This window comes from Streptomyces sp. NPDC055103, assembly GCF_053607625.1.
Window position 1 is genome coordinate 50,635 of record NZ_JBSGTX010000016.1, and the last position, 22,435, is coordinate 73,069.

21 protein-coding genes and 3 pseudogenes are annotated in these 22,435 nt (G+C 71.9%); 10 read left to right on the top strand and 14 right to left on the bottom strand.

The features are described from left to right. Positions 1-136: 136 nt before the first annotated feature. The 4 genes from ACWFR1_RS13225 to ACWFR1_RS13240 are packed head-to-tail and all read right to left on the bottom strand — an operon-like array spanning position 137 to position 5,199. Complete coding sequence (locus ACWFR1_RS13225; protein ID WP_453550005.1) at positions 137-784, bottom strand: FHA domain-containing protein; 648 nt, start codon at positions 782-784, stop codon at positions 137-139. Then, positions 772-1,515 carry a 4Fe-4S cluster-binding domain-containing protein gene (locus ACWFR1_RS13230; RefSeq protein ID WP_453550007.1) on the bottom strand — a complete coding sequence of 248 codons (744 nt, stop codon included), beginning with the start codon at positions 1,513-1,515 and terminating at the stop codon, positions 772-774. The genes ACWFR1_RS13225 and ACWFR1_RS13230 overlap by 13 nt, the downstream gene beginning before the upstream one ends. After that, entirely contained in the window at positions 1,506-3,845 is a 2,340-nt protein-coding gene (locus ACWFR1_RS13235; protein WP_453550009.1) for an AAA family ATPase, read from the bottom strand. Before ACWFR1_RS13235 ends, ACWFR1_RS13230 begins: the two co-directional genes overlap by 10 nt. Beyond that, positions 3,835-5,199, bottom strand: a complete 1,365-nt coding sequence (locus ACWFR1_RS13240; protein ID WP_453550012.1) for a hypothetical protein — start codon at positions 5,197-5,199, stop codon at positions 3,835-3,837. The genes ACWFR1_RS13235 and ACWFR1_RS13240 overlap by 11 nt, the downstream gene beginning before the upstream one ends. A 200-nt stretch (positions 5,200-5,399) precedes the next feature. Here ACWFR1_RS13240 and ACWFR1_RS13245 point away from each other — a divergent pair, with 200 nt between their 5' ends. Next, a complete protein-coding gene (locus tag ACWFR1_RS13245; RefSeq protein WP_453550014.1) occupies positions 5,400-6,215 on the top strand; it encodes a hypothetical protein in 816 nt (271 codons plus the stop codon). A gap of 4 nt (positions 6,216-6,219) precedes the next feature. Further along, positions 6,220-6,906 carry an RES family NAD+ phosphorylase gene (locus ACWFR1_RS13250; protein ID WP_453550016.1) on the top strand — a complete coding sequence of 229 codons (687 nt, stop codon included), beginning with the start codon at positions 6,220-6,222 and terminating at the stop codon, positions 6,904-6,906. Between the two features lie 45 nt (positions 6,907-6,951). On the opposite strand, the gene ACWFR1_RS13255 is transcribed toward ACWFR1_RS13250, so the two are convergent. The 5 genes and pseudogenes from ACWFR1_RS13255 to ACWFR1_RS13275 form a co-directional block, all read right to left on the bottom strand. Continuing rightward, complete coding sequence (locus ACWFR1_RS13255) at positions 6,952-7,596, bottom strand: hypothetical protein (RefSeq protein ID WP_453550019.1); 645 nt, start codon at positions 7,594-7,596, stop codon at positions 6,952-6,954. A gap of 57 nt (positions 7,597-7,653) precedes the next feature. After that, positions 7,654-8,412, bottom strand: a pseudogene (locus tag ACWFR1_RS13260) (class I SAM-dependent methyltransferase). A gap of 9 nt (positions 8,413-8,421) precedes the next feature. Then, positions 8,422-9,765 carry an alpha/beta hydrolase family protein gene (locus ACWFR1_RS13265; protein ID WP_453550021.1) on the bottom strand — a complete coding sequence of 448 codons (1,344 nt, stop codon included), beginning with the start codon at positions 9,763-9,765 and terminating at the stop codon, positions 8,422-8,424. Between the two features lie 104 nt (positions 9,766-9,869). Continuing rightward, positions 9,870-10,070: a hypothetical protein gene (locus ACWFR1_RS13270; RefSeq protein ID WP_453550023.1), complete on the bottom strand. Its 201-nt coding sequence runs from the start codon at positions 10,068-10,070 to the stop codon at positions 9,870-9,872. Positions 10,071-10,093: 23 nt separating this feature from the next. Then, positions 10,094-11,056: a sigma-70 family RNA polymerase sigma factor gene (locus tag ACWFR1_RS13275; protein ID WP_453550026.1), complete on the bottom strand. Its 963-nt coding sequence runs from the start codon at positions 11,054-11,056 to the stop codon at positions 10,094-10,096. Between the two features lie 423 nt (positions 11,057-11,479). Here ACWFR1_RS13275 and ACWFR1_RS13280 point away from each other — a divergent pair. Then, positions 11,480-12,059, top strand: a pseudogene (locus tag ACWFR1_RS13280) (hypothetical protein); the annotation flags it as partial. Positions 12,060-12,133: 74 nt separating this feature from the next. On the opposite strand, the gene ACWFR1_RS13285 reads toward ACWFR1_RS13280, so the two are convergent. After that, entirely contained in the window at positions 12,134-12,538 is a 405-nt protein-coding gene (locus ACWFR1_RS13285) for a hypothetical protein (RefSeq protein WP_453550140.1), read from the bottom strand. Between the two features lie 132 nt (positions 12,539-12,670). Beyond that, positions 12,671-13,294, bottom strand: coding sequence for a TetR/AcrR family transcriptional regulator (locus ACWFR1_RS13290; RefSeq protein WP_453550028.1), 624 nt, complete (start codon positions 13,292-13,294; stop codon positions 12,671-12,673). A gap of 48 nt (positions 13,295-13,342) precedes the next feature. On the opposite strand from ACWFR1_RS13290, the gene ACWFR1_RS13295 reads away from it, so the two are divergent. From ACWFR1_RS13295 to ACWFR1_RS13310, 4 genes are all read left to right on the top strand, one after another. Next, entirely contained in the window at positions 13,343-14,350 is a 1,008-nt protein-coding gene (locus tag ACWFR1_RS13295; RefSeq protein ID WP_453550132.1) for a GNAT family N-acetyltransferase, read from the top strand. A gap of 139 nt (positions 14,351-14,489) precedes the next feature. Next, a complete protein-coding gene (locus tag ACWFR1_RS13300) occupies positions 14,490-15,674 on the top strand; it encodes a threonine synthase (RefSeq protein ID WP_453550030.1) in 1,185 nt (394 codons plus the stop codon). Then, on the top strand, positions 15,671-16,462 hold the full coding sequence (locus tag ACWFR1_RS13305; RefSeq protein WP_453550033.1) for a helix-turn-helix transcriptional regulator: 792 nt from the start codon (positions 15,671-15,673) through the stop codon (positions 16,460-16,462). Before ACWFR1_RS13300 ends, ACWFR1_RS13305 begins: the two co-directional genes overlap by 4 nt. A gap of 108 nt (positions 16,463-16,570) precedes the next feature. Then, positions 16,571-17,131, top strand: coding sequence for a helix-turn-helix domain-containing protein (locus ACWFR1_RS13310; protein ID WP_453550035.1), 561 nt, complete (start codon positions 16,571-16,573; stop codon positions 17,129-17,131). Here ACWFR1_RS13310 and ACWFR1_RS13315 read toward each other — a convergent pair. Next, a pseudogene (locus tag ACWFR1_RS13315) lies at positions 17,046-17,477 on the bottom strand (alpha/beta hydrolase fold domain-containing protein); the annotation flags it as partial. The gene ACWFR1_RS13310 and the pseudogene ACWFR1_RS13315 sit on opposite strands and share 86 nt — an antisense overlap. A gap of 101 nt (positions 17,478-17,578) precedes the next feature. Between ACWFR1_RS13315 and ACWFR1_RS13320 the strand changes: the two are divergent. The 3 genes from ACWFR1_RS13320 to ACWFR1_RS13330 all read left to right on the top strand — a co-directional run bounded on the left by ACWFR1_RS13320 (position 17,579) and on the right by ACWFR1_RS13330 (position 20,463). Further along, entirely contained in the window at positions 17,579-17,719 is a 141-nt protein-coding gene (locus tag ACWFR1_RS13320) for a hypothetical protein (protein ID WP_453550141.1), read from the top strand. A 457-nt stretch (positions 17,720-18,176) separates the two neighbouring features. Continuing rightward, positions 18,177-19,325, top strand: coding sequence for a cellulase family glycosylhydrolase (locus ACWFR1_RS13325; RefSeq protein ID WP_453550038.1), 1,149 nt, complete (start codon positions 18,177-18,179; stop codon positions 19,323-19,325). A gap of 106 nt (positions 19,326-19,431) precedes the next feature. Further along, positions 19,432-20,463, top strand: coding sequence for a LacI family DNA-binding transcriptional regulator (locus tag ACWFR1_RS13330; protein WP_453550134.1), 1,032 nt, complete (start codon positions 19,432-19,434; stop codon positions 20,461-20,463). Positions 20,464-20,508: 45 nt separating this feature from the next. On the opposite strand, the gene ACWFR1_RS13335 is transcribed toward ACWFR1_RS13330, so the two are convergent. Further along, positions 20,509-21,384 carry a carbohydrate ABC transporter permease gene (locus ACWFR1_RS13335; RefSeq protein ID WP_453550040.1) on the bottom strand — a complete coding sequence of 292 codons (876 nt, stop codon included), beginning with the start codon at positions 21,382-21,384 and terminating at the stop codon, positions 20,509-20,511. Continuing rightward, entirely contained in the window at positions 21,381-22,361 is a 981-nt protein-coding gene (locus ACWFR1_RS13340) for a carbohydrate ABC transporter permease (protein WP_453550136.1), read from the bottom strand. Before ACWFR1_RS13340 ends, ACWFR1_RS13335 begins: the two co-directional genes overlap by 4 nt. Positions 22,362-22,435 lie beyond the last annotated feature (74 nt).

The following is a 22,435-nucleotide window of genomic DNA, read 5'->3' on the forward strand; positions in this document are numbered from 1 at the left end:
CCCGGCCTGGCGCCGGGTCTGTTCGGATGACGTGCGGTGGGTGGGCGGTTCGGTGTGCGGTACGGACGGGCGTGCGGGCGGTTGTCGGTGCCGGCGTGCGGGTCTTCGAGCGGCGGGCGCCATGGCGTCGTACGTTCTACAGCGGGGCGCCGAACTCGTCGATCTCCACGACGACCAGGTCGACGTCCTGGGCGAGACGGACCTCGTGGCGGCCCGGCCAGACCCTGGCGGGGCCCTCGATGCGTTCGCCGTCGACGAAGGTGCCGTTGCTGGAGCAGGAGTCGCGGACGTACAACCGGCCCGACTCCCAGAAGAACTCGGCGTGTTCGCGGGAGATCTGATCGAGCAGGTCGAGTCCCGTCACATGCGCGCAGTCGGGGGCGTCACGGCCCAGCCGGGTGGGTGGCTCGCCCTCGCCGCGCAGCGGTACGAGCACGCCGGCGAGGACCAGGGCCAGACGGACGGTCGGGGCGCGAACGGCGGCCGGAGCGACGACCGGGGGCCGGGCGGGTGCGGGGCGGGGCGTCCGGGTCACGGCCGGACGCGGGGCGCCTTCGGCCGCGCCCGCGCCATCGGTTCCGCGTTCCGGAGCCCCACCCGAAGCGCCCGACGGACCTGGCGCACCCGACCCGTCCGACACACCCGCCTCGCCCAACTCGGAGGTGAGGAGGACGCGTTCGGGAACGAGTCGCTCCCACTCGTGGATGGGGCAGAAGCCCCGGCTCGTCGACGTGGGGCAGTCGTCCGGTGTCACCGGGCAGCGGTAGCGCGTCAAGGACGCCATGTGTTCTCCCGAAAGGTCACTCCGCGGGACGCCAACTCCCGCTCCAGCGATCCTAGTTCTCCAGGCCGCGGCACGCCGATCACCCGGATCTCGGTATCCGTCACCCGTACCTGGAGCTCGGGGCGGTCCGACTCCCGCCGCAGGTGGTCCGCGTATCGGCGCTGTCCCAGTGGTGTGAGGGGCACGAGCCGCTGGTTGGCCGAGCCGCGCCAGACGAGCCGGGTGGGTTCGCCCGCGCGGTACCGGCCGGTGATGACGGCGTCGGCGAGGGCCAGCGCCGCCCGGGCCTCCGCCGCGTCGGCGAGCTCCGCCTCCTCGTACCCGGTGTACACGAGAAGGTCGGCGTCGGCCCGGTCTGCGGCGCGCCGTTCCCGGTCCGCCGCGGCGAGCAGTTCGGCGAGCGCGGCGGGTTGCTCCAGGGGTTCGCCACCGCTGACGGTCAGCCCGTCGTAGCCGTCGGCGAGGGCGCGGCGCCAGGCGTCGGCGAGCCGCTCCACCGGGATCTCCCGGCCGCCCCGAGGGTCCCAGGTGTGCCGGGACATACAGCCGGGGCAGGCGAGCGGGCAGCCCTGGACCCACACGCCGAGCCGTCGCCCGGGCCCGAGGGAGGTGACCGGTCCGAGGACGTCGGCGACGCGCAGGGCCGGCCCCGCGGGACTCCCGGCAGGACTCCCCGCGGGACTCCCGGCGGGGCTCGCCGCGGGCAGCCCCGTCTCCCCGGTCACATCCATCGCCGTATCGTGAGTGCGTACGCGTCGCCCTCGCCTTCGACCGCCTCGACCTCGATGTGCTCGCCCGCGCGGGGCGGTTGGTGGAACAGCTCGCGCGACAGGGGGTTGACCAGGGCCGACTCCACGGCGGTGACCACGCCTCGGCCGCCGTGGTCGAGCCGTCCCGCGGCTTCCACGCGCAGCACCTCCCAGGCCTCGTCGGAGATGGTCAGTTCGGCGTCGTGCACCTCGCGGACACGGCCGGCGACGGAGTCCAGCGACTTGTTGAGGATGAGCGGCACGGACACGGGCTGGATGAAGTCCATCGGGACGAAGCTGTCGCCGAAGCGGTTGCGGAGCTCCGGCCGGCCGATGTGCTCGTTGAAGAAGGTGTCGAAGGCCGAGCGGAGCGCCTCCCGCACCACCTCCGGCTTGTCGTGGCGGGTCAGTCGGGGCTGTTGTCGGGACCGCCCTCGCGCCGCGCGCTCCCGGGCCTCCTCGGCACCGCCGCCGCTCGCGCCAGTCCCGTCGTTCGCGCCGTCACCGTCACCCCCTTCGTCCGAACCGGCTTCGCCACCGCCCCCGCCGCCCGGTTCGGCGCCCTCGACCCCGCGCCGGGCGGCCGACCGCCGCACCTGCGCCGAGATGCCCAGGTTGGAGGTGAAGATCAGTACGCACTCGGTGAAGTGGACCGTGGCGCCCTGGCCGTCGGTCAGCCGCCCGTCCTCCAGGATCTGCAGGAACAGGTCGAAGAGGCGCGGGTGCGCCTTGTCGATCTCGTCGAAGAGCAGGACGCTCATCGGGTGCGCCCGCACCGCGTTGGTCAGCTCGCCTCCCGCGCTGTGCCCGACGAAGCCGGGCGGGGCCCCGATGAGCCGGTCGCGGGCGTGCTCCTCGGCGAACTCGCTCATGTCGAAGCGGATGGGGCGGGCGTCGTCGCCGAGGATCATCTTCGCGACGCCCTTGGCCAGTTCGGTCTTCCCGACCCCGGTCGGCCCGGAGAGGAAGAGGGTGCCGCGGGGCCTGCTGGGCGAGCTTGCGGACTGCGCGCCGGTGAGTCCGGCCGCCGAGCGCATGAAGATCTCGACCGTACGGCGGACGGCGTGCGGCTGACCGATGACATGGGCGTTGAGATACGCCTCGCCGTTGAGGATGTTCTCGCGGACGGCCCGGGTGGCCCAGGGGTTGTCGAGCACACCGACGCGGTAGAGCCTGGCGGCCTCGTCGAGGCGCCCCAGCGGCAGCTGCCGGTCGGCCGCCATGCGCCCCACCGCGAGGATCTCGCCGACCCCGAGGCCGTACGAGGACTTGGCCAGGGCCTCCGCCGACCGGCCGCACGTCTCCTCCGGAACCGCCTCCCCGCTCTCCCGGGCCTGGCGTCCGGCGAGCCGGTCCACCACGTACCGGCCGGCCGCGTGGCGCTGGTCGTGCGGTGGCTCGGGCACGGAGATCACCCGCAACGCCCGGCTGCCGATGGCGAATTCGAGCGGCAGGTCCTCCTGCTTCTCGACGACCCAGAAGATCGTGTTGTACGGCGTGATGCCGCCGTCACCGGCGACGGGGCGTGCCGTGTGTCCCAGCTCCTCGACCGTGGCGAGGAGTCGAGCCGCCTCGCCCGCGACGGGTCCTCGCGAGGAGCCCAGGCGGTCGGTGTAGGGAACGATCAGGCCGATGGCGGGGCCGCGGTGCCGTACGGCGCCGATCATGATCTCGCGCAGCCGGGCCGTGCCGGCCTCGACATCGTCGTCCTCGCCCTCGTCGCCCCCGTCCTGTTCGGCGCGGGCGTCCTCCTCCGCCATGCGGCGCAGGGCGGGCGGGAACGCGAACGGGTCGGGGGTCAGCCGCCAGGCGACCACCCGGTCGATCACGTTGTCCTGCCGGGCCAGGGCGCCGTAGCCTCGCGCGCGGCAGACGGACTCGATGACCTCCTCCAGGCTGTACGGCGTGAGCGGCCGGCCCGGTTCGGGCGCGGCCACGCCCGCCTCGCCGTCCTCGGGCAGGAGGAACTGGTCGCGGACGTTGCCGGTGAGCAGGACCTGCGGGTAGACGGCGAGCGCCATGTCCAGCTCGCGGATCCACGCCGGGGCGAGGGGCGCGGGCGGCGGGGGCGGCGCGGCGGCCTTGCGGAACGGATCCGCACCGTCCGGCCCCGCACCGCCGCCCGCCGCGCTGTCGTTCGCCGCGCTGTCGGTCGCCGCGCTGTCGTCCCCCGCGCTGTCGTCCCCCGCGCCGCCGTTCGCCGCGCTGTGGGTCGCCGCGCTGTCGTCCCCCGCGCTGTCGTCCCCCGCGCCGCCGTTCGCCGCGCTGTCGGTCGCCGCGCTGTCGGTCGCCGCGCTGTCGTTAACGGCCACGCTGCCGCTCCTGGTTTCCGGTGGACCACGCGGAGGTGGACGACTTCTTGCCCTTGCCCTTGGCCTTGCCCTTCGGCTTGGAGCGGTCCTGGCGCTGCTCCTGCCCGGGAGCATCCGCGGTCCGGTCCGGCCAGGGCGCGTCGGGCGCCTCGGCCGTGGGCCGGACGCCGGGCGGCAGCACGACGGTACGGTCGAGCGCGACGCCCTTGTCGCGGATCGCGTCCTCAAGCCCCGGCAACTGCTCGTCGCAGAACCAGCGCTGGACCCTGGCGTCGGCCTCCGCTTCGCTCTCCGGGTCGGCGTCCGCCCCGCTCTCCGGGTCGGCGTCCGCTCCGGTCCCCGGGGCGCGTACGAGTGCGGTGGTCAGGCCGGCCCGGTCGGCGGCGAGCGTGATGCGGAGCCCGTACCCCTCGGGCATGCCGGTCCCGTCCTGGCCGTGGTGGGCGCCGTCCTCCGCCGGGTCGCCCTCGGTCGCGTCCGAGGAGCCGAAGGGCACGACGACGCTGCCGTCCTCGAAGAGGAGGTCGGCGAAGTCGTCGCCCACCAGGTAGTCCCGCTCGCGGAGCACCTGCATGAGGGTGTCGGCGACCGTGGTGCGGTTGCGGGAGGTGGTCTCGCGTGTGACGGCGCGCGCCACGTCGTCCGCGAGGTCGGAGGGGTCCGGTGCGTCGGTCACGAGCGGGGTGAGGCGGCGCCGGTCCTCGGGCGAGGCGTCCTCAAGGCGTTCGAGCAGGGCGGCCCGCAGTTCGGCGGCCCGCGCGGCCTTCCGCCGGCGCACGGCCGAGCGGTGGACGAGGACGCCCAGGTCCGTCAGGAGCGTGCGCGCCGTCTCGGCGGTCCCGGCCTGCCGTAACGCCTCCAGTCGACGCGCGAAGACGGGCAGGTCGGCGGGGTCGCAGGCGGCGCCGTCCCGTTCGAGGAGCGCCTCGGCCTCCGTGAGCGCGGCCTCCCGCACCGCCGCAGCCTTGCGCGCCTTGTCGGCGGCGGCGTCGGCGGCGATGTCGGCGGCCGAGGGCCCGGTGGGCCGGGTCGGCTCGGGACGGCCGGGCGCGGCCTCCTCGGGCGGCGCCGACCAGACGCGGGCGGCCGCCCCCCTCAGTTCGGCCTCGGCCCGGTCGTTGTTCCGCCGGGCCGCCTCCAGGGCCTGGGCCAGTTCGGCGGAGCCCGCCTGGGACGACGCGGTCACGACGGGCACGTCGACGCGGGCGGTCCGGTGGACGCGGCGCAGGGCCTTCGCCTGGGCCTGGAGTTCACGCGACCTGGCGGTCTCGCGGGCGAGTTGGGCACGCAGTTCGCGGCGCCGCTCGGCCTCCACGTCCACGTACGTCCATCGATATGCGGCGGAGTTGCTCATGGACCCTCCCCCGGGGACCGCGTGTGATTTCGGACGCCCATGATGCCTCACGCGAGGTGCTGCCGGAGCCCGTCGCCCATCTCCGGTGATCACAACCCGGGTGGACCCAGGGGCTGTTACGGTGGCGATGACGGCGCACGCGGTGAGCACGGTGAGCGCCGTCGGACGATGACGTCGGGAGTCCGGAGGGGGTGGCGGCGGTGGCCTTCGACCCGCAGGGCGGCTCGGCGTTCCTCGCGGTGGCCATGGAGGCCATCCAGCGGTACTGGGCGGAGCTGTACGCGCTGCTCGACCCGGCCGCCCGGGAGGAACTGGCCGAGATCCTGGAGGACGCGGAGAACGATCCCGTGGCCGCGGCCCGCGATCTCCGTGAACTGATCAAGCCGTTCACGCCGCCGGACCATCCGGCCCGGATCGCCCTCACGCCGACCGGCGTCCGCTTCCGCCCGACGGCGGGCGGACCGCCCCCGGACGCCACGCTGCTCCCAATGCTGCAGGCGCTGCGCGCCGACGCGCTGTCCGGCGAGTCCCCGGAGAAACCGGCCGCGACCCTGGACGCGCCGCCACCGGCGCCCGCGTCCGCTTCCTCGGACGCTCCCTCGCCCGCGTCCTCGTACGTACCTCCGCCCTCGTCCTCGTACGTAGCCCTGCCCTCGTCGCTCAATGACGACCCGTACCGCCCCGATGCCGACGACGCGTGGCTGCTCGCCCCGCCCGCCGTGCCGGCGGCGGAGCTCGGGCTCACGCCGGAGCAGGAGCGGGACCTCATCGCCCTGACCTACCAGGACGACGTGGAGCGGGTGCCGTCGTTCCAGCTCGACCGGGAGTCGGGGACGCCGTACCCGGTGGTGACCGAGATCAACCGACTCCTGTCCGCCGACGAAGACCCCTGGGGCGCCGCCGACTGGTGGCTGGGGCCCAACGTGTGGCTCGACGCCGCGCCCGCGACGCTGCTGGGGACCGGGGCGGACGGTGCCCTGCTGGCCGCGGCGCGGGCCGAGACCCCGGATTGGTGAACACGTGCCCGACCAGATGATCCCCTCGTCCACCGCACGCGTGTCGCCGCTGCGGTACGTCCTGCCGGCCGGTACCGAGTTGTGGCGCGTTCACAACGCCCAGTGGGGCGCCACGCAGTTCAAGCCGGTCCAGGCGGATCTCCACTGGGGCGGCGGCCGGTTCTGCGACATCCCGGACGGGCTGCGCCGCGGCAAGGTGCCGTACCTGTACGTGGCGCAGTCGCCGCTCACCGCGCTGTGCGAAACGCTCGGACGGGACCTGGAGGTCAAGGACGGCCGGCGGCGCATCACCCAGCCCAAGATCCGGGACACGCTCCTGTCGAAGGTGGTCGCGGCGGCGGACCTGACGCTGGTCGACCTCACGACCGGGGAGGGCCTGGCCGCCGTGCACCAGGACCACTGGCTGGTCACGTCCTCGGCCCGCCACTACGCGCGCACGCGCCGCTGGGGCTCGTGGATCCGGAGCCAGGCGCCGTGGGCGACGGGCTTCCGCTGGCCGTCCCGTCAGGACTTCGGCCCGCACGTGGCCGACGCGTACGCCCTGTACTCGCCCGAGGGCGGCCCGGACCTGCTGAAGCCCTCCACGGAGGACCCGCTGGAACTGAACACCCCGGCGGGCCGCGACTATGTCAACTCGCTGCTCAAGCCGATGAAGATCCGGGTCGACACTCCCCGCAAGCGGCGGTCCTGAGGGCCGGCCCGGAAGGGGACGAGGGGTGTGGGGCGATCCCCGGCCCTACGGCACTGAAGGCGACTGATCATCGCCGTCTTCGTCGTCCTCACCGTCTTCGTCCTCCTCGTCGTCGATGGCGAGGTCGTGTCGCATCGCACCCCGCATGGTGGCGAGCAGGGCCCAGCCGGCGTCGAGGTACTCGCCGAAGGAGGCGAGTTCGCTCCGCGCGGCGGGGTCGGCGCCCGCCGCGACGATCCGCTTGAGCGTCCCGTAGCCTCCGTTGAGCCATCGGCTCGCGCCGCCGACCTCGGACAGAACCGCGTCCGGGACGATCATCTGCGCCTCGGCGTACCCGGCGCGGAAGGTGATGCGCCGCTCCTCCAGCTCCTGCAGGCAGGTCTGGGTGTCACCGCGCCCTCTCAGTGCGTACGAGAGGTTCACCTGGGCCGTCAGGTAATGCCGGGCGGCGGTGTTGAGCGTGATGTAGCAGCCTCGCCGCATCTCGATCCGCTCCCGCAACCGCTGCTCGGCCCGCTCGGCGACCCGCACGGCCTCGGCGTGCCGGCGCTCCACCCGCTGCTGCTCCGCGGCCGCCCCCAGCTCGAGCCGCTTCGACCGGTCGGCGCGCGACTGGGTGAGCAACGCCGCCCCGAGCGTGCCCACGACGCCCACCGCGGCGACGACGAGCGCGATCCACTGCTCCCCCATGAGTGTGCTCCCCCTTCGCGTCCTACGGTCCGACCGCATGCCGCTCATGTCGGCGGACTACGACGGTACTTCCACGACGAAGAACAGGAAACACGGGCCGGTCGAGAGGGCATGGAAGCCCTCGGAAAACAACTCGCGTGCGGCTGGGTCGGGTTGTGGCTCGCTGAGGGCCGTGATGCGGAAGCCCGCGATGGTGAAGGCGTCGGTCATCGCGTGCAGCGGCCTGCGCCAGAACTTCATGGGGACGGACCGCCCGCTGAACGTTCACTCGAAGGCATAGCTGGTGGTCGCGGAGTAGTCGGGCCGGGGGTCCTGGAACGTGTAGGCCACGAAAGGGTGGTCCACCGACGCGATCAACCGCCCGCCGGTCCTCAGCACGCGCCGCATCTCGGCCAGCGTCGGCCCCCAGTCCTCCAGATAGTGCAGCACCAGCGACGCGACCACGTCGTCGAACGCGCCGTCGTCGAACGGCAGCCGATCACGCAGGTCGACCAGGTGCAGGTCCGCCCCGTCACCGAGCCTCCGTCCGGCCAGTGCCAGCATCCCGGCACTGGCGTCGACGCCGGTGACGATCGCGCCGCGGTCACGCAGTGCGGCGGACAGGGAGCCCGCGCCGCAGCCGGCGTCCAGGACCCGACGGCCGGTCACGTCTGCGGCAAGGGACAGCATCCCGGGCCGCTCGTAGTACGCGTTGACGAGGTTGTTCTCGTTGTCGGCCGCGTACGCCTCGGCGAAGCCGTCGTAGTCGTTCACCCCGGCCTCGGCCGGTCGCACGGACGGGGCGGGACTCTCCGGCACATCGCTCAGGCGTTCCATCGTCGCAGCCTAGTGGTGACGTGATCCACCGGCCAGGTCGGCGAACCAGCGCACGATCGACGACGTGGCCGCCACGTTGGATCCCAGGTGTCGGGACCCGTGGTAGTCGACCTCGCCCAGATCGACGACCGGAGCGTCCACGCCGTTCCTGAGCAGAGCCGCCCGACAGTGGTCCGTGTTGTCGGTGACGGCCTGCTCGTCGCCGGTCGCCATGTAGAGCCGCACCGGGGCGCGGGGCGCCCAGTCGGTGCACACGGCGTCGGTCTCGCGCAGCGCCTCCGCCAGCGGACCCGTCGGGTGCGCGAACAACGCGCGGCCGTGCTCGGTCAGCAGCGCGTCCAGAGTGCCCGGGGTGCCCCGCATCAGCTGCTCCCCCGTGTGGGCGCCGTCGAAGAGCGCCTCGACGGTGCTGTCGTAAGGGGCCCGGAAGACTTCTCCGGGGCTGTCGTAGAGGGGGTGGAGCCGGTTGAACGCGACCAGCGTGTACGCCGCGTACAGCACGCTCGACTTGGGCTCCAGCCTGCCCGCCAGCAGCGCGGGCAGCTCCGCGCCACCGAAGTCGTACGCGCCGCTGACCGGTGCCAGCGCGCCCAGCCGGAACCAGCGGTCCTCGCCCGCCTCCAGTGCCCTGCCGAGCCCCAGCGCCGCCGAGGCGCCCTGCGAGAATCCGGTGACCATGACCTCGCGCTCCAGCACGTGCCCCGTGCGGGGCGCGAAGGCACGGGCCGCCCTCAGCATGTCCAGGGACGCCGTGGTCTCGGACGGGATGTCCATCCAGGGGTGCGGACCGGGTCCCTTGCCCATCCCCAGGTAGTCGGGCGCGACCCCCGCGGTACCGGCGGCCGCATGCGCGATCACCGGCGCGGACACGAACCTGGCACGCTGCATGGACGGGGAATCGTCCCTGTGACTGCCCGTGCCGTGGGCGAAGGAGACGGCCCGGAGCCGTCGTTCGCCGCTGACCGGCAGCACGAACAGCCCGCTTGCCGTGGTGGGTCGGCCGTGCGCGTCGACGGTCCGGTAGACCAGCCGGTACGCGACGACGCCGTACCGGACGGTGTCGTCGGCGAACCCGGCCGCGCCCAGTTCGGTGGACACGGCCCCCGGGGTCGCGAGCGTGTACAGCTTCTCCGCGGAGACCAGCGTGCCCCGGCCCCGCTCCTCGTGCTGAGCCTGGGCACGGGCGGCGGGCTGGGTCGCGGCGGACGGAGTGGCGGCGGCGGAGACGACCGACGCACTCAGCAGCAGGCCGCAGCAGGCGGCTGCCGCCACCCGCGCCCGGCGACGGCCGCGGTACGGGGTTGCGCCGCGCGGCGTCTTTGTCGAGGTGGAGTCGGAGACGGAGATGGCCACGGGTTCCCCCAAGTAGGCGTCGATGACTGCCCCTTCAGCCTCACGTGTCGCGCCCGCCGACGCACGGGTGCTGTCCCCCGGCTCCACCTGACGCCTGCACCCGCTCACGCGCCAGTGGTTGCCCCGGGATCGCCGTCGGCGCGGACGTCGGCGGTTGCCGGTTCGTACACGTAGGTGGGTGTAAAGGAACTCGCCGCGACGTCGCGTGTCGTGAGGACGTGGACCATGTCGTACCGCGAGAAGTCCACGGACGGACCGGCCGCGGCGACGGCGTCCTTGAGGTAGCCACCCTCGGGGCCGGTCATGGCGAAGGCTCGTCTGCTGGGCGCTACACGACGTGGCCGTGGGTTCGGACGGGCATGTCCAACCGGTCGCCCACCTCGGTGAGGACGTCGGGGCAGAAGTAGTACCAGCGCAGGCGTGTGACCCCGCCGTCGGCCGTCTCGGCGCGAAGGACGTCCTCGACCGCCTCGGGGCCGCTGCCGTCGGCCGGAGTGGCCCACATCAGGACCAGCGGGTCGCCGTCCAGCTCCCTGACCTCGGCGCGCCACCGGACGGACGACTCCAGAACCAGGGTGTGGTGCAGCGAGCCGGCGGCGATCCGGGTCCGTCCGACTTCGTGGGCGACGCCGATCACGTCGCTGATGGCGTCCTCGACGAAGAGGTTGGCCAGTCCGTCCAGGTCGTACGCGGTGAACGCCGCGGCAAGGGCGTCGAGGGTCTCGCGCTCGGGAGCCGTACGGCGGGCGAGCGCAGCTGCCCGCTCCGGATCGGCCAGGCGCCCGCGGCCACGGTGCAGTGCGGCCTTCACCGCGCCCTCGGTGGTGCTCAGCATGGCGGCGATCTCCTTCAGCGGCAGGTCGAACACGTCCTTGAGGACGACGGCGGCCCGCTCCTGCGGCGCCAGCAGGGTGGTCATCTCCGCGAGCGCGTCGCGTACCTCGGCGGGGTCGGCGGCGCGAGGGGCGGCCCGCTCTTGCTGCTCCACGAGGAGCGGGGCCGGACGGCGCACCTGGTCGAGGTAGGCGTTGGTCGCGATCCGCACCAGCCATGCCATGGGGCGCTCGACCGGCTGGTGGGTCTGTGCCGCTCGCGTGAACGCCCGGGCGAGTGCCTCCTGGGCCAGGTCCTCGGCGTCCCACACGCTGCCGGTCAGGCGCCGGCAGTAGCGGAACAACTCGCCGCGCAGCGGCTCCAGCGCGACCAGGAACTCGCGGCGCGCGTCCTGCGCCGCTGCCGGCAGGGGCTGCGGCAACCGGCCGGGGTCGGGGGACAGAGAGGGCTGAGGCATGCTTCACGGCTCCTTGCAGGGTGAATGGCTGTACACACCGGTACGACGGGACAGCCTGCAAGTCGGATACGTAGCCGAAGCAGTGATCTGGCTCACGCCATCGGCCCCCGTGGTGGCACCAGTCGTGAGGACTCGCGGGTGAGCGCGGCCTGACGCTCCATCTCGTCTACGGCGTTGATGGTGCTGACGATCCGCCGTCGCGCGGCCCGTACCTCCGGAGCACCACCCGCTCACCCTCCCTTTCCGTGCTGGATTGGCGAGCCGGCAACCCTGCGGGACCGGGCGGCGCGTTGAGAGGGGCTCCCGCTCGCCTGGTCTGATCGCCGACTGCGGTGGCGGACGTCTCACAGCGCCTTTGACCGCGGGTATTCTCTGGCGATGTCGAATCGGTCAGTGGCGGCGGGAGTCAGTCTCGCTGGTGTGATGGCGCACTGTGGCGGAAGCCTGGTGGGCGCCGTTGAGCTTCTGGTGGGGGCAATAGCCTCGGCGCCGGCGGCTCCGGAGCCCTACGGGGCCCTCGCCGAGTTGTGGCAGGACCGACGCTCGGAGTTGAAGGAGAGCCTCGAAGAGGACGGCTCCTTGAGCGCTGTGCTGGCGCAGGCGTACTTCTTGTTCCTTGAAGGGGACATGGACGACGCGGTGATGGCGCTTGGTTCGGTCACGGGCGTGCGGCCCGACGTGGCATGGGGCGCCGCACCTTGGTTCGGCGACGCACGCTTTCTCAGCGCGGTGAGTGCTGCGGCGCTGGCCGAGGCGTGTCTGCGGACGTTGGACTACGGCCACGACCTGGACACCGATGCGATGCGGGAGCGGTTCGCGCCCTGGTTCCATGCCCTCGACGTGGTGTCCGAACGGAATCCCGTGCCGGAGTCGCCGGCCGCCATGGCCCGGCTGCCCCGGGCCTGCGGCCGGCACGAACGGTCCTTCGCTCTGTGCGACCACCTGGCGCGCGTTGGGCGACCTGGATCAGGCTGCTGCGGCCTTCGAATGCGCCCTGCTCCTTCTGTCGTGCCAGCCGGTGCCAGTCAGGATGGCCTTCCGGTTCCTGGTCACGGACAGCGCCTACGGGGTTGCCGATCACGTGACGCTCTGCCCTTCCACGACACTTTCGGGCATGCCCGGGGGCGGTTCGTTCTCCGGGTCGGACGGGAGGGCGATCAACGCGAAGGCGAGCGCGACTGTGGCGGGCACCGCCACCGCCCACCACGCACCTGGGCGGTTGTCGGCGTCCACGAAGGCCGCGACCAGCAGCAACAGGGCCGCTGGAAGAAACAGGAACATGCCGATCACGGCACCGATCAGCGACCAGGCCAGCAGGCCCGTCCCGATGACGAGGCAGGCCCGGGCGAAGACCTTCGGCTGCTCTCGCGACCACAGCGGTACGGATGCCACTACCGCGCTGACGACGAAGAGCCAAGCCAGGAGCGCGGCGAACATGAGGCCCAAGAGCACAGCACCCCCCGCCGCGACGACCGCCGCCACAGCCCAACTCCGCTGCCGGGCGGACACTCTCCGGCATTCCTCCATGACGGCCCCCATCTTTGAACGCGTTCAGTTGAACGCGTTCAAAGTACCGCACGCGCGGTGCGGCGCCAACGGGAGACCGAACAGGCCCTAGGAGTCGGGCCGTCCGGCAGAGCCGGGCCGTTCGGCCGCGATCGAGGTGAGGAAGTCGTCGAGCATGGCGGTCTGCACCCGCTCGGAGAAGCGGTCGGGGTCGAAGAGCGCCTGGACGACGAGACCGTGGGTGAACGCGACGGCGGCGGCGGCGAGTTGCTCCGGGTCGGCGACCTCGGGCAGCTCGCCCTGGTCGCGCGCGGCTTCGAGGTGGGGGCGGAGCGTCGACCGCAGGCGGGTGTAGCGGGCGGCCTGGTCCGCGCCGAGCGCGTCGTCGGCGAGGGCGAGGTCCCACGAGCTGACCCAGATGCGGTTGCGGGCGGTGTCGTCGGGGGTCAGCGGCAGGATGTCCAGCAGCATCGCCCTCAGGGCGGCGAGCCCCTCCGCGGGGCGTGCGCGCCGGGGCCGCTCGGCGGTGCGCTTCTCCAAGAGGTCCAGGGCGTGGGAGACCAGGGCCCGTTTGGTCGGGAAGTAGTGCATGAGCATGCCCGTCGAGGCGCCCATGACGGCGGCGACGGCCCGGAGCGTCAACCCACCGAACCCCTTGTCGGCGAGCACCTGCCACACCGCCTCGGACACGTCCTGACGGCGGGCTTCACGGTCTCCGGGTGCGGGTGGCATGCTGCTACGTTACATGCCGAACGCTCGTTACGTACCTGGAAGGTGACCGTGTTCGCACTGCCCCTCGGCGACAACGCGCAGCTCCGCCCGCTGGAACCCCGGCATGCCCCGGAGTTCCTCGCGCACATGGACCGCGCCCGTCCCTATGTGGACCCCTGGATTCCCTGGGCAACGCTCAGCACCGACCTCGCCTCCGCCACCGCCGTCCTCCAGCGGTACGCCGACCACCAGGCCCAGGACACCCGTCGGATCTACGGGATCTGGCTGGAGGGCACACTGGTCGGCGGCGTCATGTTCACCAGCTTCGACACCGCCTCCGGGGTGTGCGAGATCGGCTGCTGGCTGGAGGAGGGCGGGGCGGGCCGCGGGCTGGTGACCCGGGCCTGCCGGGTACTGATCGACTGGGCGTTCCGGGAGCGCGGCATGAGCCGGATCGAATGGTGGGTCGCGGCGCACAACACCCGCAGCATCGAGGCCGCTCGCAGGCTCGGCATGACCCGCGACGGCGTGCTGCGGCAGCGTTCCGTGTACCGGGACATGCGGCACGACATCGAGATCTGGTCACTGCTGGCCGATGACGCGGCGGCGCCGTCACCGCGGCCGGACGATGCCGTGACCGTGGCCGAGACGGCCGAGACCGCCGGCACCACCGCCGCCGACGTCAAGGCGGAGCTCGACGGGTTGATGCGCGCCTTCCTCGGCGCGTTCACCAACACCGGCGGCGCCACGGCGAACCTCGACGTCGTCCGGGAGGTGTTCATCCCGCAGGGAACGATCATCAAGAACATCGGGGCCGAGCCCGTCGTCCACGACCTCGACGCGTTCATCGAGCCCCGCCGGAAGATCCTCTCCGACGGGACCCTGACGGAGTTCTCCGAGTGGGAGGTCGCCGAGCGGACCGAGATCGCCGGGACGATCGCGCACCGGTTCAGCGAGTACCGCAAGTCCGGCGTCCTGGACGGCCAGTGGTTCGAGGGCTCGGGGCGCAAGACCACCCAGTTCGTCCGTACGCCCGCCGGCTGGCGGATGAGCTCGATGGCCTGGGACGACGAGTAGTGATTGGATTCTCTGTGTAGATCTGGAAAGTGCGTCTAGGGTGGGGAGGAAGGGGTGCCCCGCGGGCCGCGAGACCCAGCGGGCCCAGTGACGCCCAGTGGCACCCAGCAGGTCGAGCGAGGAGAAGCCGGAACCGCGCATGAACGCCGAACAGCCCTCAGCCGTCACCGCCCCCTACCTCTACGACCGGTCCGGAAGGCGCTACTCCCTGGACGACCCCCGCTGGCGGGGCGAGGACGGCGGCCCCCTCGCCGTCAGCGCGATGCCGGGCCTGCGTCCCGAGCAGATCGCCCTCACCGAACGCTCCCTGTGGCGCTACCACGCGGCCCTGCCCGTCCCGGCCGCCCAGCGGGTGAGCCTGGGCGAGGGGTGCACGCCGATGGTTCCGGTGAACTGGGGCGGCCGGCGCGTCCACTTCAAGCTGGAGTGGTTCAACCCGACCTCCAGCTTCAAGGACCGGGGCGTGTCGGTGATGATGTCCCACCTCGCGGCGCACGGCGCCGAGCACGTACTCGAGGACAGTTCGGGCAACGGCGGGTCGGCGGTGGCCGCCTACGCCGCCGCCGCCGGCATCCGCGCCAAGATCATCGTCCCCTCCGCCACCTCGGCGGCCAAGATCCTCCAGGCCCGCGCCTACGGAGCCGAGATCCAGCTCGTGGACGGCACCCGCGAGGAGGTATCCGACGAGGCGATCCGGCAGTCCGAACGGATCCCCTACGCCAGCCACAACTGGCACCCCATGTTCATTCAGGGCACCAAGACCGTCGCCTACGAGATGTGGGAGTCCCTAGGCTTCACCGCACCCGACAACGCGGTCCTCGTGGCCGGAGCCGGCAGCAACGTCATCGGGTGCGACCTCGCGTTCGGCGAGCTGCTCGACGCCGGCCAGATCGACCGGCGCCCGCGGCTGTTCGTCGGGCAGCCCGAGCACTGGGCGACCATCGCCGACACGTTCCACGGCATCGAACCGGCCGACCGCGGTGAGCGGCAGCCGACGATCGCCGAGGGCGCGTCCATCGCCCACCCGGTCCGGCTGCCCGAGGCGGTCGAGGCCATCCGCCGCTCCGACGGCGCCGCCTACGCCGTCCCCGAGGCGGAGATCCACGCCGCGGTCCGCGCACTGAGCGCGCGAGGCCTGTACGCCGAACCGACCAGCAGCGTCGCCGCGGCGACCCTCGACCACTTCATCGCGACCGGCGAGATCGCTCCGGACGAGACGACCGTGGTCGTGCTCACCGGTGCGGGGCTGAAGTCCGCCGAGACGATGGCCGCGGTGTTCGCCGGGCCCGGCGACGGCGCTCAGGAATCGAGCGGCGCGCGATGACACACTCCACCGGTCCACGAGACGCCCACCGCGCCGACCGCCCCGCCGTACCGGAAGACGGGCACCACCCGCCGGAGGACGGGCGCCGCCTACCCCAAGGCGGCCACCACCTGGCGGAGGACGGGCGCCGCCTACCCGAAGACGACCACCACCTGACGGACGACGAGCATCTCGTACGGGAAGTCGAACGCATCGCCGTCGCCGTCGGGCGTGTGTTCCCCGGTCTGTGCGAGGTCGTCCTGCACGATCTGCGCCGACCGGACAGCGCCATCCGCGTCATCGAGAACAACCTCTCCGGACGGCAGGTCGGCGACTCCGCCACCGAACTGGGCCTGCGCCGCATCGCGGACCCCGACTATCCCGGCGTCATCCAGAACTACAGCAACCGGTTCCCCGACGGACGCCCGGCCAAGAGCACCTCGATCGGCATCAGGAACGCCGAGGGGCGTTACGTCGCGGCCCTGTGCCTGAATCTGGACGTCAGCACGCTGTCCCCGCTGGCCCTGACCCTCGCCGGTCTCGTCGCCACCGACGTCGACGACCAGGGTGAGAGCCTGGAGACGCCGCGCGACCGCACCGGGCGCGAACTCCGCTCGGCCATCGACTCCTTCGCGGCGCAGCGCTCCAGTACCCCGCGTGGCCTCAACCGTGACCAGAAGCGCGAGCTGGTGCGGCGGCTGCACGGCGAGGGCTTCTTCGAGACCCGGAGCTCCGCACAACTCATCGCCGACCAGCTCGGCGTCTCCCGGGCGACCGTCTACAACTATGCGAAGGAGCCCGACCGGTGATCGTCCGCCGGGCGTCGCCGTGCGCCCAGGGGCGATGTCCTCGTGGTGCACCGCGTCCCCCGGGGCCGCCCGCAGGCCGGTGGTGACCGTTTGCCACTGGTGACAGCGATGTCATCGCGGGACCGGGAAGGTGGAACGGTGGGGCCGGAGGAGCTCGGGCTCACGGCGGACGAGGCCGCCGTCTACCACGCGCTCGTCGGCGCGCCTTCGGCGCTGGGCCCCGCCGTCGCCGACGCGACGCGACTGCCGCGGGAGCGGACCGACGCGGCCCTGGGTTCGCTGCCGGACCGGGGTCTGGTGGTTCTCGGCGGCGAGGGAAACGGACGGTTCGCGGCGGTCCATCCGGCCGTCGCCCTCGGCGGCGAGCTGGTCGCGCACCGCGAACGCCTGCAGCACGCCGAGCTCACCGTCGCCCAGCTGGTGGAGACCTACCGGGCGACCTCTGTCGACCGGATCCGGACCCGGCGATCGAATCCTGTGGACGTCCACATCCTCCGTCTGCTGCTCGCCGGTCGGCCTAAGCGTGTTCCCCGCGCGGGGGAGGGCACGAGGCCCGCCACCGGCATGCTCGTCGACGGCCCGGTCATGCCAGGGCCTTGCGCAGGGTGTCGGTGGCGAGACCGATGGCGAGTTCCGCGGCCCGCGTCTCGCGCAGTGCGTTCAGCATGACGAAGTCGTGGATGGCCCCCTGGACGCGGAGGGCGGTGACGGGGACGCCGGCGGCGCGGAGCTTCGCCGCGTACGCCTCGCCCTCGTCGCGCAGGACGTCGGCCTCGGCGGTGATGACCAGGGCCGGCGGCAGTCCGGTGAGCTGTTCGGTGGTGGCGCGCAGCGGCGAGGCGGTGATCTGCGCGCGCTCGGCCTCCTCGGTCGTGTACTGGCCCCAGAACCACTTCATGGCGTCGCGGCGCAGGAAGTAGCCCTCGGCGAAGAGGCGGTACGACTCGGTGGCGAAGGTGGCGTCGGTGACGGGGTAGAAGAGCACCTGGTGGGCGATGCGGACGTCTCCGCGCTGCCAGCGCGGCGGTGGCGACCGGGCGCTGGGTCGCGGCCATGACCGCCGCGTCGGCGGCGGGGACGTCGGCGGCGAACTGCCGGTGGAACTTGCTTCGTTCGATGACGAGTTCGGTGCCGGTGCCACTGCCGGGCAGCGGGTACGACCGCGGGTTCACCGCGTCGCCGAGGGTGGCGCCGGGGAACCTGGCGGCGAGCTCGGCCGCGCTCTCGCCCGAGTCCGGGGTGAACGCGGCGATGTAGACGAGGGCCTTCACCCGGCTGTCGCCCCATGCGGCACCACTGATGACGGCGCCGCCGTAGGAGTGTCCGACCAGGACGACGGGTCCCTGGACGGCGGCCAGCTCGCACCGCGGCCCCGGCAGCTGCCCGCGCCCCTCGGCGCCGCCGTCTTCCCCTGGGGACCGTGCTGACCTATCCCCCGGTTCACTGAAGAGCGCCCACGCCAACGTGACGGGCACCGTCGCCGGCCGGAATCGACCACAGGTGTTTACTGAACCAGCCCCCGTGATTCAGCTCCTCGGAGCTAAAGCAGTGCGCAAGCTTGACACCCCGTCGGCCCACAGTGCCTCATGAGGGAGAACCCCCAACCTGCGGACCAGTGGCTCGGGTTCGTGAATTCTGACAACGTTGTCCAACTGGTTGATCAGGATTCTCGGCGCAGGTGGGGGACCCCTTCCCGTTCCTTTGGAGGACAGGCATGTCAAGGTCGCCACACAGCACGTGGTTCACGGCAGTCGGGAGCGCCGTCGCCGGCGTCGCCGGTCTGTTGCTGCCCCTGCTCGGCCCCACCGGAACCGCTCAGGCCGCCGACACCGGCATCCACGTCCGTGACGGTCGCGTCTACGAGGCCAACGGCAACGAGTTCGTGATGCGCGGGGTCAACCACGCCCAGGCCTGGTACCCGAACGAAACCGGTGCTATCGCCGACATCTCCGCCAAGGGCGCCAACACCGTCCGTGTCGTCCTCGGCAGCGGCGACCGGTGGGCCAGGACCGACGCGTCCAAGGTGGCTTCGATCATCGACGACTGCAAGGCCCACAAGGTCATCTGCGTTCTGGAGGTGCACGACACCACCGGTTACGGCGAGGACGGCGCGGCCGCCTCCCTCGACAAGGCCGCCGACTACTGGATCGGCATCAAGAGCGCTCTCCAGGGTCAGGAGGACTACGTCGTCGTCAACATCGGCAACGAGCCCTACGGCAACAGCGGTTACACCGCCTGGACCGACGCCACCAAGAACGCCATCGGGAAGCTCCGCGGGGCCGGCATCTCGAACGCTCTGATGGTGGACGCGCCCAACTGGGGCCAGGACTGGTCGAACACCATGCGGGACAACGCCGCCTCCGTCTTCGCCGCCGACCCTCACCGCAACACCATCTTCTCCGTCCACATGTACGGCGTGTACGACACGGCCGCCGAGGTCCAGAACTACCTGAACCACTTCGTCGGCCATCGACTCCCCCTCGTGGTGGGCGAGTTCGGCGACAACCACAGCGACGGCAACCCCGACGAGAACGCCATCATGGCCACGGCCCGCTCGCTGCGCGTCGGCTACCTCGGCTGGTCGTGGAGCGGCAACGGCGGCGGCGTCGAGTACCTCGACATGGTCAACGGCTTCGACGCCGGCTCGCTCACTCCGTGGGGCAACCGGTTCTTCTTCGGGGCCGACGGGATCTCCTCCACCTCCACACGGGCCACGGTCTTCGGCGGCGGGGGCGGCACCGGCGGCACGGCTCCGAACGGCTACCCGTACTGCGCCAGTGCGTCCTCCGACCCCGACGGCGACGGCTGGGGCTGGGAGAACCACCGCTCCTGCGTCGTCCGCGGCAGCGCCGCCGACCACTGAGCGAAGGGTGCCCTCCCGTCCGCGCGGACCGGAGGGCACCCGGGCGTCCGGACCTCGTGAAGGTAGGGTCGGGGCACCAAGTGTTCAGGATGGAGCTGGGGTGGCAGTGAAGCGGCCGACGATGGCGGACATCGCACGTCGGGCGGGTGTGTCGAAGGTCGCGGTCTCGTACGCACTCAACGACCAGCCCGGGGTGTCGGAGACCACGCGCGCCTCGATCAAGAGCATCGCCGAGGAGCTGGGCTGGCGCCCCAACAGCGCCGCCCGGGCCCTGACGGGAGGGCGCGCGCAGGCGGTCGGGCTCGTCGTCCGCCGGCCGGCCAGGACGCTCGGGGTGGAGCCGTTCTTCATGGAGTTCATCAGCGGCGTGGAGGCCGTACTCGCCGAGAGCTCGTACGCGTTGATGCTGCAGATGGTGTCCGACCAGGAGCAGGAGCTCGAGGTCTGCCGACGCTGGTGGGGTGAGCGGCGGGTCGACGGCGTCTTCCTCATGGACCTGCGGACCGACGACGGCCGGGTGCGGGCCGTCCAGGACATCGGCCTGCCCGCGGTGGCCATCGGGCCACCGGAGGTGTCGGGGGGCCTGCCGGCCATCTGGTCGGACGACGCCGAGAGCGTGCACGAGATCGTGCGGTACCTGGCGGCGTTGGGACACCGGCGGATCGCACGGGTCGCGGGACCCGCCGACCTCGCGCACACGGCGGTGCGTGACGCCGCCCTCCGCGACGCCTGCCGGGAAGCCGGTCTCCCGCAGGCCACCGTGATCCATACCGACTACACGGGGGACGAGGGAGCACGGGCCGCGCGGGCCCTGCTGATCGCACCTCAGCGGCCGACGGCGATCGTCTTCGACAACGACATCATGGCGGTGGCCGCGCTCTCGGTGGCGCAGGAGCTGAGCCTGGCCATCCCGGCCGACCTGTCGGTCGTGGCCTGGGACGAGTCGCCCCTGACGCAGGTGGTCCGCCCCATGCTGTCGGCCGTCACGCGTGACATCCCGGCCTACGGCGCCCATTCCGCGACCGCGCTGCTCGCCCTCATCAACGGCGAGGAGGTGGGCGACGTCCGCGAGGGACACGCCCACTTCGCGCCCCGGGCGAGCACCAGCCCACCGCCGCCGGAGCCGGCCCCCCGCTGACACGGTCACCCACCGGCGGGGCCGGACCGTCCCTTTCGTACCCGGCTACTTGGTGGCTCCCTGGGCGAAGCCGTTGTAGATCCAGCGCTGGAGCAGCAGGAAGATGACCAGGGTCGGCAGGATGACGAGGATCGCTCCGGCCGAGATCGCTTCCCAGTGGGCTCCGAAGGGTCCCTTGAAGCGGAACAGCGCGGTGGAGATCGTGCCGAGGTCCTCGGAGTGCATGTAGAGGAAAGGGATGTAGAAGTCGTTGTAGGTGGTGATTCCCTTGATGATGACGACGGTGGCGATCGCCGGCTTGAGCAGCGGGAAAATGATCTTCCGGTAGATCGTGAACGCGTTGGCGCCGTCGAGCCGCGCCGCCTCGTCCAGCGACGTGGGTATGCCGCGGATGAACTGCAGGAAGACGTACACGGAGACGATGTCCGTCCCCATGTACAGCAGGATCGGGGCCCAGCGCGTGTCGATCAGGCCGAAGCCGTTCATGACCTGGAAGGTCGCGACCTGCGTGGTGACGGCGGGCACGAGCGTGGCGACGAGGAAGAGGGCCATGACGAGCTTCCTGGCCCGGAACGTGAAGCGGTCCACGGCGTAGGCCGTCATCGAGCCGATGATCACCGTCCCGCCGATGGAGAAGAACAGGATGAAGGCGGTGTTCCCGAAGGCCATGAGCATGTTGCCGTCGGTGAACGCCGTGACGTAGTTGTCGAGATTCAGCCAGTTCCCGGGCAGGGAGAGCGCGTTGCCGTCCCCGACTTCCTCCGACGTCTTGAGAGAGGTGAGGAAGACGACGGTCAGCGGCAGCAGGACGACCGCGGTGGCGGCGAGCAGGGACAGATAGGTCAGCACGGTCCCGAGGGGAAGGCGGCGGCGCCGGGGGGCGCGGGCCGCTGCCGGGGCCGCGGTGCGATCGGGGGTCATACGAGGTCCACCTTGTCGTCGGGCACGAGCCTGCGCTGGATCCAGGTGATCAGCAGGATGATCAGGAGCAGCACCACGGCCGCGGCCGAGGCCAGGCCGGTCTTGTTGAACTGGAACGCGAGTTTGACCGTCTGGATGACGAAGGTCTGGGTGCCGGTCGCGCCGCCGGTCATGATGTAGGGGATCTCGAACACCGAGAGGGAGCCGGAGATCGCCAGGATCACGCTGAGGCTGATGACGGGCTTGATGCTCGGGACGATGATGTGCCGGAACCGCTGCCACTTTCCCGCGCCGTCCAGCTCGGCCGCCTCGTAGAGCTCCCCGGGGATGGACTGGACGGCGCCCAGGAAGAGCACGAAGTTCAGACCCGTGAAGCGCCAGACCGACACGCCGGCCAGTGAGGTGTTGGCGGAGGTGGGATCGCCGAGCCAGGGATGGTCGGTACTCACGCCGAGCCCGGCCAGCACCGAGTCGAGGGTGCCGCCGTCCTGGAAGAAGTAGAGGAAGACGAAGCCGATCGCGACGCCGTTGACGAGGTAGGGGAAGAAGAGGATCCCCTTGAAGAAGTTCCGGAACCTCAGGTCGAAGCTCAGGACCACCGCGAAGTAGAGCGCGACGGCGATCTGGACCACGGACGCGGCCAGGTAGTAGCCGCTGGTGAGGAAGACCCGGAAGAGCTCGGGGCGGGTGAAGATCTGTACGTAGTTGTCGAAGCCGACGCTCTCCCGGTCCGGGCTCACCCCGTCCCAGTCGGTGAAGCTGTACGAGATCATGCTCGCCACGGGTACGTAGGTGAACGTGATCAGCAGCGCCAGCGGGCCTGCCAGGAAGAGCCAGGGCGTGATCCGGCGGAGCGGCGAGTTCCGCCAGGAGCGGGGTTGCCCGCCGGTGGGCGCACGGCGCCGGCCCGCGGGAGGCTCTCCCGTGCGCGCTCCGTCCCGCGCGGCCTTCGTGTTCTTGGCGGATCGCCGTGTCATGGCGGCGCCCCCGGGAACGGTGTCGGTTGTCTCGGTCATGTCGGCCTTTCGTGTCCGCGACTGCGGGAGGTCCA

Coding starts and splice junctions, on each gene's coding strand:
- ACWFR1_RS13255 (WP_453550019.1), bottom strand. CDS start 7,596: ATGGGGGAGCAGTGGATCGCGCTCGTCGTCGCCGCGGTGGGCGTCGTG.
- ACWFR1_RS13240 (WP_453550012.1), bottom strand. CDS start 5,199: ATGAGCAACTCCGCCGCATATCGATGGACGTACGTGGACGTGGAGGCC.
- ACWFR1_RS13305 (WP_453550033.1), top strand. CDS start 15,671: ATGACACACTCCACCGGTCCACGAGACGCCCACCGCGCCGACCGCCCC.
- ACWFR1_RS13325 (WP_453550038.1), top strand. CDS start 18,177: ATGTCAAGGTCGCCACACAGCACGTGGTTCACGGCAGTCGGGAGCGCC.
- ACWFR1_RS13270 (WP_453550023.1), bottom strand. CDS start 10,070: ATGACCGGCCCCGAGGGTGGCTACCTCAAGGACGCCGTCGCCGCGGCC.
- ACWFR1_RS13320 (WP_453550141.1), top strand. CDS start 17,579: ATGACGAGTTCGGTGCCGGTGCCACTGCCGGGCAGCGGGTACGACCGC.
- ACWFR1_RS13225 (WP_453550005.1), bottom strand. CDS start 784: ATGGCGTCCTTGACGCGCTACCGCTGCCCGGTGACACCGGACGACTGC.
- ACWFR1_RS13300 (WP_453550030.1), top strand. CDS start 14,490: ATGAACGCCGAACAGCCCTCAGCCGTCACCGCCCCCTACCTCTACGAC.
- ACWFR1_RS13335 (WP_453550040.1), bottom strand. CDS start 21,384: ATGACCCCCGATCGCACCGCGGCCCCGGCAGCGGCCCGCGCCCCCCGG.
- ACWFR1_RS13275 (WP_453550026.1), bottom strand. CDS start 11,056: ATGCCTCAGCCCTCTCTGTCCCCCGACCCCGGCCGGTTGCCGCAGCCC.
- ACWFR1_RS13290 (WP_453550028.1), bottom strand. CDS start 13,294: ATGCCACCCGCACCCGGAGACCGTGAAGCCCGCCGTCAGGACGTGTCC.
- ACWFR1_RS13310 (WP_453550035.1), top strand. CDS start 16,571: ATGTCATCGCGGGACCGGGAAGGTGGAACGGTGGGGCCGGAGGAGCTC.
- ACWFR1_RS13340 (WP_453550136.1), bottom strand. CDS start 22,361: ATGACACGGCGATCCGCCAAGAACACGAAGGCCGCGCGGGACGGAGCG.
- ACWFR1_RS13230 (WP_453550007.1), bottom strand. CDS start 1,515: ATGGATGTGACCGGGGAGACGGGGCTGCCCGCGGCGAGCCCCGCCGGG.